Raw genomic sequence first — 7,876 nt, 5'->3', positions numbered from 1 at the left:
GGGGGGCCCGGTGCCCCGCCTCCCCACCGCGTTCGCCGCTCCCTGCGCTGCGGCGCCGCAGCGCAGGGAGCGGCGAACGGGTCAGACGCAGCTGTCGGGGCCGGGGATGCCGGGAACGGGCTGGTCGTTGTCGCCCCCGCGCACGTACACGGCGCTGATCCAGCCGACCTGGCCGCGCGCGGCGACCTCGACCCAGTAGGCGTTCGCGTAGGGCCCGTCGACGGCGCGGTCGCCGAGGGCCTGGCAGTAGGTGGCGACGTACTCGTGCCCCAGGCGCACACCGGTGGGCCGGCAGGCGTCGGACAACTGCGGGCACGGGCGCAGGTTCACGTCGGTCGCCCAGACGTACACCTCGTAGGAGGACGTCGAGGCCGGGGCCGCGGCGGCGGGGGCGGCGAGCAGGGCGCCGGCGGCCAGCGCCGCGGCGGGTGCGCAGGCGGCCAGCCGGCGGCGCAGGGCGGAGCGGGAGCGGGCCGGGGCGGTCGTCGGCGGTGCGGAGGAAGGCATGTCGTATCCCTCGGTCGGTGGGCTGGGAACCGCCCGCCGGAGCGGCGCGGGCGGTCGGCGCCACGCCCGGCGGGGGCATCCGGGGGACGGCGGAAGGCCGGTGCGGGTATGAGCGCCCCGCCCGCCGGGTGGTGTGACGCACGTCACCGTCGGCCGGGCATACCGCGGCGGGCCCTGTGCGGTCCCCCGGACGACACACCGTCAACGGAGGAAGTGCACTGTGAACACCATCAGCAGGACGCGCCGGACCGCCGCCCGCTCGCTGGCCGCCGTCGCCGCGCTCGCCCTCTCCGTCTCGCTGCCCCTGACGGCGGACGCCGCGCCGGCCGCCCCCGCGACCGCGCAGGCCGCCTGCGACGTCCTCGCGCCGGGCGCCTCCGCCACCGCCGAGGCCGCCGTGCGGGCCGCGTGCGGCCAGATCGGCGTCTGGTACAGCTGGGGTGGCGGCCACGGCGCCACCCCCGGCGCGACCTACGGCTACTACGACGGCTCCGACCCCGACAGCCTCCACGACGACGAGCGGTTGGGCTTCGACTGCTCCGGGCTGGCCCGCTACGTCTACGCCCGGGCGACGGGCCGCGACCTGCTCAACGGCACGGCCGACGACCAGTTCCACACCTCGCACGCGTCGGCCAGGTTCTCCGCGGCCCAGGGCTCGGCGCCGCTCCTCCCCGGCGACCTGATGTTCTGGGGCAACGGCTACGTCCACCACGTCGCCGTCTACATCGGTGCCGGGCAGATGGTGGAGGCCTACGAGTCGGGCACCCGCATCCGGGTGGCGCCGGTGCGCACCGGTGGCGACTACGCGGGCGCCGTCCGGATCGACGGCTCCGGTACGGTGCCGAACCCGCCCGCCGGCGGCGGCACGACCTTCGAGACCTGGGGCACCCAGGTGCGCACCCACTCCTCGCCCAGTGTCGCCGCCTCCGTCGTGGACACCTTCCCCGGCCCCACCCAGGTGTCGGTGAAGTGCCAGGTCCACGCCGAGACGGTGACCGCCGAGGGCTACACCAACGACGCCTGGTCCCGGCTGTCCGACGGCTCCTGGCTGACGAACATCTACCTCAGGGGTCCGGCGTGGCTGCCCGGGGTCCCGGACTGCGGCGGCACCTCCAGCCCGCCGCCGACCGGCGGCAGCACGGCGGTCCAGTCCTGGGGCACCGACGTGCGCACCCACTCCGAGCCCAACGTGTACGCCGCCGTCGTGGACTACTTCCCGCAGCCGACCACCGTCCACGTGGTCTGCCAGGCCCACGCCCAGACGGTGACCGCCGAGGGCTACACCAACGACGCCTGGTCCAGGCTCACCGACGGCTCGTGGATGACCAACATCTACCTCCAGGGCCCGGCGTGGCTGCCCGGGGTGCCCACCTGCTGAGCGCGGCCGGCCCCGCAGGGCCGCCCGTGCGCGGCGCTCATACGGAACGGCCGTGCACCCCGTCCGCACGGTGACGGGCCACCACCGAACGAGAAGTCCCAGCACCGAACGAGAAGTCACCGAACGAGGAGACGAAATGACGAACACCCTGCGCGCGTTGGCGCGCCCGCTGCGGCGCGCGGTTCCGGCCGGCGTCTTCGCCGCGGCCGCGGCGCTCCCGCTGCTGGCCCCCGCGGGGGCCCACGCGACCACGTCGAGCACCCAGGTGTACGTGTGGGCGACCGATGTGAACGTCCGGGCCTGCGCGGGGGTCTCCGCGAGCTGCCCGCCGATCGGGCTCGCGCAGATCGGCCAGCGGTGGGTGACGGCGTTCTGCCAGGTCCGGAGCACCGAGGTCGTGGACGGTCCCTACTACAACAACTGGTGGGTGAAGGTGGACGCGGGCGGCCCGGTCGGCTGGATCAGCGCCGTATACGTGCGCGGCGGTGACAACGACCAGCCGGTGCCCGGCGTGTCCACCTCGGGAATCGACTGCTAGCGACCCCGGAGCACGCAGCCCGGCCTTACCCCGTCCCTCCCCACCCCCCTTCCGTCCGACCGACACCGAGAGGGGCACCCACCGTGTCCTCGAAGTCCACGACCCGACTCTTCCCCCTGCGAGCGCTGTGCGCCGGCCTGTTCGGCCTGACGGCCGTGCTGGGGCTGGTGCCGGCCTCCGCGCAGGCCGCCGTCACGGCGTCGTCCGTCCACGTCTGGGCCAGTGACGTCCGGGTGCGCCAGTGTGCGGACACCTCCTGTGCACCGGCCACCCAGGAGCTGCTCACCAACGTCAGCGTGCGGGCGTTCTGCCAGCGATGGGGCGGCAACGTCTCCGACGGTCCCTACTACAACCACTACTGGGTCGAGATCGTCACGCCGAACGGCTGGCTGGGCTGGGTGAGCGCCGTGTACGTCAGCGGCGGCTCCAACGACGGCCCGGTGCCCGGCGTACCGGTCGAGACCGCCTCCAGCCCCGTGTACTGCGAGTACCCGTAGCCCGAGGAGTGGGTGCCGCCCCGTCTCCCGTCGCGCGCCGGGAGACGGGGCGGCACCCGGCGCGGCGATCACGTTGCCCCGGCGGCCCCCGGGTCCGGCGGGTAGAACTGGCGCACCCAGCGCCGGTACTGGCCGATGGCGCCCTCCTCGGGGGCGAGCGGGGGGTCCGGCTCGTACCGCTTCGCGTTCCAGATCCTGGCGTCCTGGCGCATCTGGTGGGCGATCGTCCGCACGAGCGCCTGCCCCATCACCGCGGACCCGGACGCCGAGGCGGCCTTCCGGAGCAGCGGGGAGCCCGCGCGCGAAGCGGTCTCCGCCGCGACGACCGCACGCAGGTGTGTCCGCCACGGCCCGACCGGGGTCGCCATCAGCACGACCGCCAAGGTCGTTCCGACCCGGTGCAGCGCCACCTCGCCCGACGCCAGGCCGGGGCCGGACAGGACCAGGCCCTGCTCCACCGTGATGGTGGCCAGGCGCAGGGACAGCGCGATGGTCGCGCCGAAGGACACGCGCAGCAACGGCCCTTCCTCCACCGGCGGGGCCACCTCGCGGAGGGCGACACCGTGCACGATCGGCTGATGCCGGTAGTCGACGAAGCTCTCCATGACCTCCTGCGGGTGCGAGGTCAGGAGCGTGCTCCAGGAGGCGGCGGGTGCGAACGCGTCATCGGGTAGCTCCGACGGCTCCCAGCCGGGCGGCTCGGCACCATTGCCGTGCCACACGTAGACGATCCCGCCCCGCTCGCGCACGGTGAACCGCGTCAGCGCCATCCGGGGCGGGGCCCCGTCCGGGACCTTGACGCAGGATCCCCCGAGGTCGAAGGCGAAGCGGTGGAACGGGCAGACCAGGTGCTCGCCGTCCACCACCCCGCCGGCGCCGAGGTGGGCGCCCAGGTGGGGGCAGTGGGCGTCAACGACCCGCAGGACGCCGCTCCCGGTGCGGTAGAGGACGGCATCGCGGCCCATGAAGCGCCGGTTCACCACCGCTCCGGCCGGCACCTCGCGGGACAGCGCCAGGCCGAACCAGCCCGACGGGTACGGCAGCGGCGCGTCGCCCTCGCCCGCGGCGGGGTCCGGTCGCGACGCAGCGGTTCCCGGCCGCACCCGCTGTCGGAGCCTGGCCGGCGATTTCCTGTTCAAGGTCTTCCCTCCTTGTCCCTCTGCTCCCGGCCGCCACGCGTCCTCACGGTCGGTCCTCCTCCTCCCTGGCCTTCTCGGCGGCGTAGGTGCCGACCAGGTCGTCGAAGTGGTACTGCTTGGGGGCGTACTCCCGGACGAGGTGCGCGTAGGCGAGCCCGGTGAGGGCCTGCGTCGCCGCCAGGGTCGGCACATTGGCCAGTTGGCCCGCGTCGGCGGCGGTGATGTCGCGGATCCGGTGCGCGCCGAGCACGCGGAACATGCGCGCCTCGGCGCAGGTCAGACGCCGGTAGGACCAGGAGAAGGCGGCCCGGATGTCGTCCGAGGCGCGGCCGCCGCGCAGCACGTTGAGCCGGTTCTGGTCGCTCCTCAGTTCCTCGGCCAGGCCGCGCAGCGGGACCGAGGGGCGGGTGACCGCCCGGGTGGCCGCCACCATCAGCGCCAGGGGCAGCCGCCCGCACGCCTCGGTCACCTCCGCGAGGGCGGCGCTGTCGACGTCGAGGCCGTTGGCGGCGAGCCGGCTCGCGAGCAGGGCCTTCGCCTCGGCCCGGGAGGGCACGTCCAGGGTGGTCAGGTGGGCGCCGTGCGAGGTCACCAGGCCGGTGAGCTTGCGGCGGCTGGTGATGACGACCGTGCACTGCGGGGCGGCGGGGATCAGGGGCTGCACCTGCGCGCTGTCGTACGCGTTGTCGATCAGGACTAGTGTCCGCCGCTGCGCGAGGGTGGTCCGGTACAGGTTGGCGTAGGCGGCCGGGGTCATCGTCTCCGGCTCCGGCAGCGGGATCAGCGGGGCGAGGACGGACCGGATCGCCTGCTGGATGCTCACCGGGTCGGTCGCCGGGCCGAAGGCGCCCAGGTCGATGTAGAGCTGCCCGTCGGGGAAGCGGTCGGCGATCCGGTGGGCGAAGTGGAGGGCGAGGGCCGTCTTGCCGATTCCCGGGGGGCCGCACAGCACCGAGACCACCGGGGAGGAGCCGGTCGGCGACATCTCGTCCACCACCTCGGCGAGCACCTTGAGCTCGGCCTCGCGACCGATGAAGTGCCGTGGCTCGGCGGGGAGTTGGTGGGGAACGCGGATCGGGGGCCGCGGAGCCTCGGGCCGCTGCGGCCGCGGCTCGCGCGCGGCGTCGGGGTGGACGGGCCGGGGCGCGGCCGTCGGCGCCAGGGACTGCATCGGGTCGCCGGCCAGGATGAGCTGCTGGAGGTGCCGCAGCGGGCCGCCGGGGTCGATGCCGTAGTCCTCGGCGAGGAGCCGGCGCGCCCGGGTGAACGTGTCCAGCGCCTCCGCCCGTCTGCCGCACCGGTAGAGGGCGATCATGAGCTGCTCCCACCGCCGCTCGCGCAGCGGCTGCGCGGTGGTGAGCGACATCAGGAACGGCAGCAGCTCATGGTGCTGGCCGAGGGCCAGCCGCGCGTCCACCAGCGACTCCTGGACCGCGTGGCGGTGCTCCAGCAGCTCCGAGATGACCGGCTGCATGACCGGCGTGGCCGGGACGTCGGCCAGCGGGGGGTCGTCCCAGGTGTCCAGGGCGCGCTGGAAGAACCGGGCGGCGTCGTCGAGGTCGCCCAACAGCTGGGCGGCCCGCGCCTGTTGGGCCAGGCGCCGGAAGCGGTGCAGGTCCAGCACGTCACCCTCGTGCAGCGCGAGGCCGTAGCCGTCGCGGCTCGTCTGCAGCCGCTCCTTGATCGGGGCCGCCTTGCGCAGGCCGTAGAGACTGCTCCGGAGCGCGCCGCCCGGATCGCTGGGCAGCTCGGCGCCCCACAGCGCGTCGGCGAGGTGCTCCTTGCTGACGCGGCGCCCGCCATTGAGCAAGAGGACGCACAGGATGCTCCGCTGGCGGGGTCTCATAATTGCCAGGGGAGCGCCGTTCGCAAAACGCGCGGTAACTGACCCAAGGATTGCGAACTGCACTTCCGCTCCTTGTCCGAGTAGCGGTTATCGCCAGCACGAAGCCGTGCAGCAAATCGGTTCCTGGGCGCACGGGGCAAGTCAACCATTATTTCGGTGGCCGCCGTCAAGCCCCCGCAGGGGGGTTTCTGTTCGAAGGACCGGATTGTGGTCAGTGGTGCGCATGGGGTGCCAGGCGGCGATTGTGGCGCGGAAATATATTCTCGGGGGTATCGCCACTGGCTCGACCAGTGAGGTCACGCTGCGATCACGCTCGGATCACGGTCGCCGGTGGGTGCGCTGGTAGTCTGGCTGCCGCGAAAAAGAACTCATTTACGTCGCACCATAAAACGCTCAATCATTCGTTTTCGGCCCGCTTTTTAAGCGGGCTTGAGTTTTGCTTGACGCATCTGGGAGGATCGCATGGCAGGTAAGGGGACCACCGCAGATCCCGGGAGGACCGTTCCGGTAGCGCCCGGAGGCCTCCCGGTCGTGGGCCACGCGGTGGAGGCGCTCCGTGATCCGAGGGCATTCCTGCGGTCGCTGCCCTCGCACGGCGACGTGATGCGGGTCAGCGTCGGCCCGCTCAAGGCGGTGATGGTCTGTGACGCGGAGCTGGTGTCGCAGATCCTTCTCGACGACCGCACCTACGACAAGGGCGGTCTGCTGTTCGACAAGGCCAGGGAGGTGTTCGGCGACGGCCTGGTGACCTGCCCGCACGCCCTGCACCGGCGGGAGCGAAGGCTGGTCCAGCCCGCGTTCCACCGCAACCGGCTTCCCGGCTACGCCCGGATCATGACCGAGGGGACGACCCTGGTGACCGGCCGGTGGCGTGACGGCCAGGTCCTGGACATGCCGGCGGAGATGCTCGGTCTGACGATGCACAACATGCTGCAGGCGATGCTCGGCGGCACGGTGCCCGTGGGGGACCTGCGGCAGGCGGTCAGCGACGCCATCGAGGTGCAGGGCGCGACGTACCGGCAGACCTTCACGCCGGCGGCGCTGAACCGGATACCGACCCCCGGCAACCGGCGCTACCAGCGGGCGCTGGACGGGCTCCACACCACCGTGATCGACATCGTCGCCAAGGCCCAGGTGGACCCGGAGGACCACGGGGACCTGCTCTCGGCGCTCCTGACGACCACCGATCCGGGCGCCTCCGGGGCCCCGGCCGACGGCAGCCTGAGCGAGCGCCTGAGCAACACCGAACTCCGCAACGAGGTCCTGACCTTCCTGGTGGCGGGTTCGGAGACGACGGCGATCGCCCTGACCTGGGCGCTGTACCTGATCGCCTGCAACCCGGACATCCAGGAGCGGCTGTGGGCCGAGACCGACCGCGTCCTGGACGGCGGGCCGGTCTCCCTCGACCACCTGCCCGACCTGGTCCTCGCCGACCAGATCATCACCGAGACGCTGCGGCTGTACCCGCCGGCCGGGATGATCTGGACCAGGATGGTCACGGCGCACACCCGCCTGGGCGGCTATGACATCCCGGCCGGGACGACCATCGCGTACAGCCCTTACGCCCTGCACCGCCTGGCGCGCTACTACCCGGACCCCGAGGCCTTCAAGCCCGACCGCTGGGACGCCGAGAAGCGGCACGCGGTGGCGCGCAACAATGCCTATCTCCCCTTCGGCGGCGGCGCGCGCAAGTGCATCGGCGACCAGTTCGCCATCACCGAGGCCGTGCTGGTGCTGACGGACATCGTCTCCCGCTGGCGCCTCGACCGCATTCCCGGGCAGAAGCACCCGGGTGTCACCCCCGCCATGGGGCCGCGTCATCTGAAGATGCGCCTGCGCGCCAGGAACGCACCGAAGCGCGCGTCGTAGCGCGAGCGCACGGGCCCGGTCGGGACGGCGGGGCGGCTTCCGCCGCCGGGCCGACCGGCGGGCCGGTCGTGCGGGACTGGTCCCCGGGCGGGGACCAGTTCG

At 73.2% G+C, this 7,876-nt stretch carries 7 protein-coding genes; 4 read left to right on the top strand and 3 right to left on the bottom strand.

Annotated features, from left to right (window positions below):
* Positions 1–81 precede the first annotated feature (81 nt).
* Positions 82–507, bottom strand: coding sequence for a hypothetical protein (locus ACFVFS_RS12125; protein ID WP_380622982.1), 426 nt, complete (start codon positions 505–507; stop codon positions 82–84).
* A gap of 220 nt (positions 508–727) precedes the next feature.
* On the opposite strand from ACFVFS_RS12125, the gene ACFVFS_RS12120 reads away from it, so the two are divergent.
* The 3 genes from ACFVFS_RS12120 to ACFVFS_RS12110 all read left to right on the top strand — a co-directional run bounded on the left by ACFVFS_RS12120 (position 728) and on the right by ACFVFS_RS12110 (position 2,920).
* On the top strand, positions 728–1,885 hold the full coding sequence (locus tag ACFVFS_RS12120; RefSeq protein ID WP_380622980.1) for an NlpC/P60 family protein: 1,158 nt from the start codon (positions 728–730) through the stop codon (positions 1,883–1,885).
* Between the two features lie 136 nt (positions 1,886–2,021).
* The gene (locus tag ACFVFS_RS12115; protein WP_380622978.1) at positions 2,022–2,423 is read left to right on the top strand and encodes a peptidase M23; all 402 of its coding nucleotides are present in this window, start codon (positions 2,022–2,024) and stop codon (positions 2,421–2,423) included.
* Between the two features lie 83 nt (positions 2,424–2,506).
* Complete coding sequence (locus ACFVFS_RS12110; protein ID WP_380622976.1) at positions 2,507–2,920, top strand: hypothetical protein; 414 nt, start codon at positions 2,507–2,509, stop codon at positions 2,918–2,920.
* Between the two features lie 68 nt (positions 2,921–2,988).
* Here the strand turns inward: ACFVFS_RS12110 and ACFVFS_RS12105 are convergent, their stop codons facing one another.
* Together ACFVFS_RS12105 and ACFVFS_RS12100 are read right to left on the bottom strand one after the other, a co-directional pair.
* Complete coding sequence (locus ACFVFS_RS12105; protein ID WP_380622974.1) at positions 2,989–4,059, bottom strand: aromatic ring-hydroxylating dioxygenase subunit alpha; 1,071 nt, start codon at positions 4,057–4,059, stop codon at positions 2,989–2,991.
* Between the two features lie 43 nt (positions 4,060–4,102).
* Positions 4,103–5,869 (bottom strand): BTAD domain-containing putative transcriptional regulator, encoded by a 1,767-nt coding sequence (locus tag ACFVFS_RS12100; protein ID WP_380622972.1) that lies wholly within the window; start codon positions 5,867–5,869, stop codon positions 4,103–4,105.
* Positions 5,870–6,367: 498 nt separating this feature from the next.
* Between ACFVFS_RS12100 and ACFVFS_RS12095 the strand changes: the two genes are divergently transcribed.
* On the top strand, positions 6,368–7,774 hold the full coding sequence (locus tag ACFVFS_RS12095) for a cytochrome P450 (protein ID WP_380622970.1): 1,407 nt from the start codon (positions 6,368–6,370) through the stop codon (positions 7,772–7,774).
* Positions 7,775–7,876: the final 102 nt, after the last annotated feature.

This window comes from Kitasatospora sp. NPDC057692 (assembly GCF_042799475.1).
Classification (GTDB): Bacteria; Actinomycetota; Actinomycetes; order Streptomycetales; family Streptomycetaceae; genus Kitasatospora.
The sequence above is the reverse complement of the archived record's forward strand: the minus strand, read 5'-3'. Positions and strand labels throughout refer to the sequence as shown.

What these genes read in the sequence shown, in the direction of transcription:
- ACFVFS_RS12125 (WP_380622982.1), bottom strand. Translation starts at nt 507, where the DNA reads ATGCCTTCCTCCGCACCGCCGACGACCGCCCCGGCCCGCTCCCGCTCC.
- ACFVFS_RS12115 (WP_380622978.1), top strand. Translation starts at nt 2,022, where the DNA reads ATGACGAACACCCTGCGCGCGTTGGCGCGCCCGCTGCGGCGCGCGGTT.
- ACFVFS_RS12095 (WP_380622970.1), top strand. Translation starts at nt 6,368, where the DNA reads ATGGCAGGTAAGGGGACCACCGCAGATCCCGGGAGGACCGTTCCGGTA.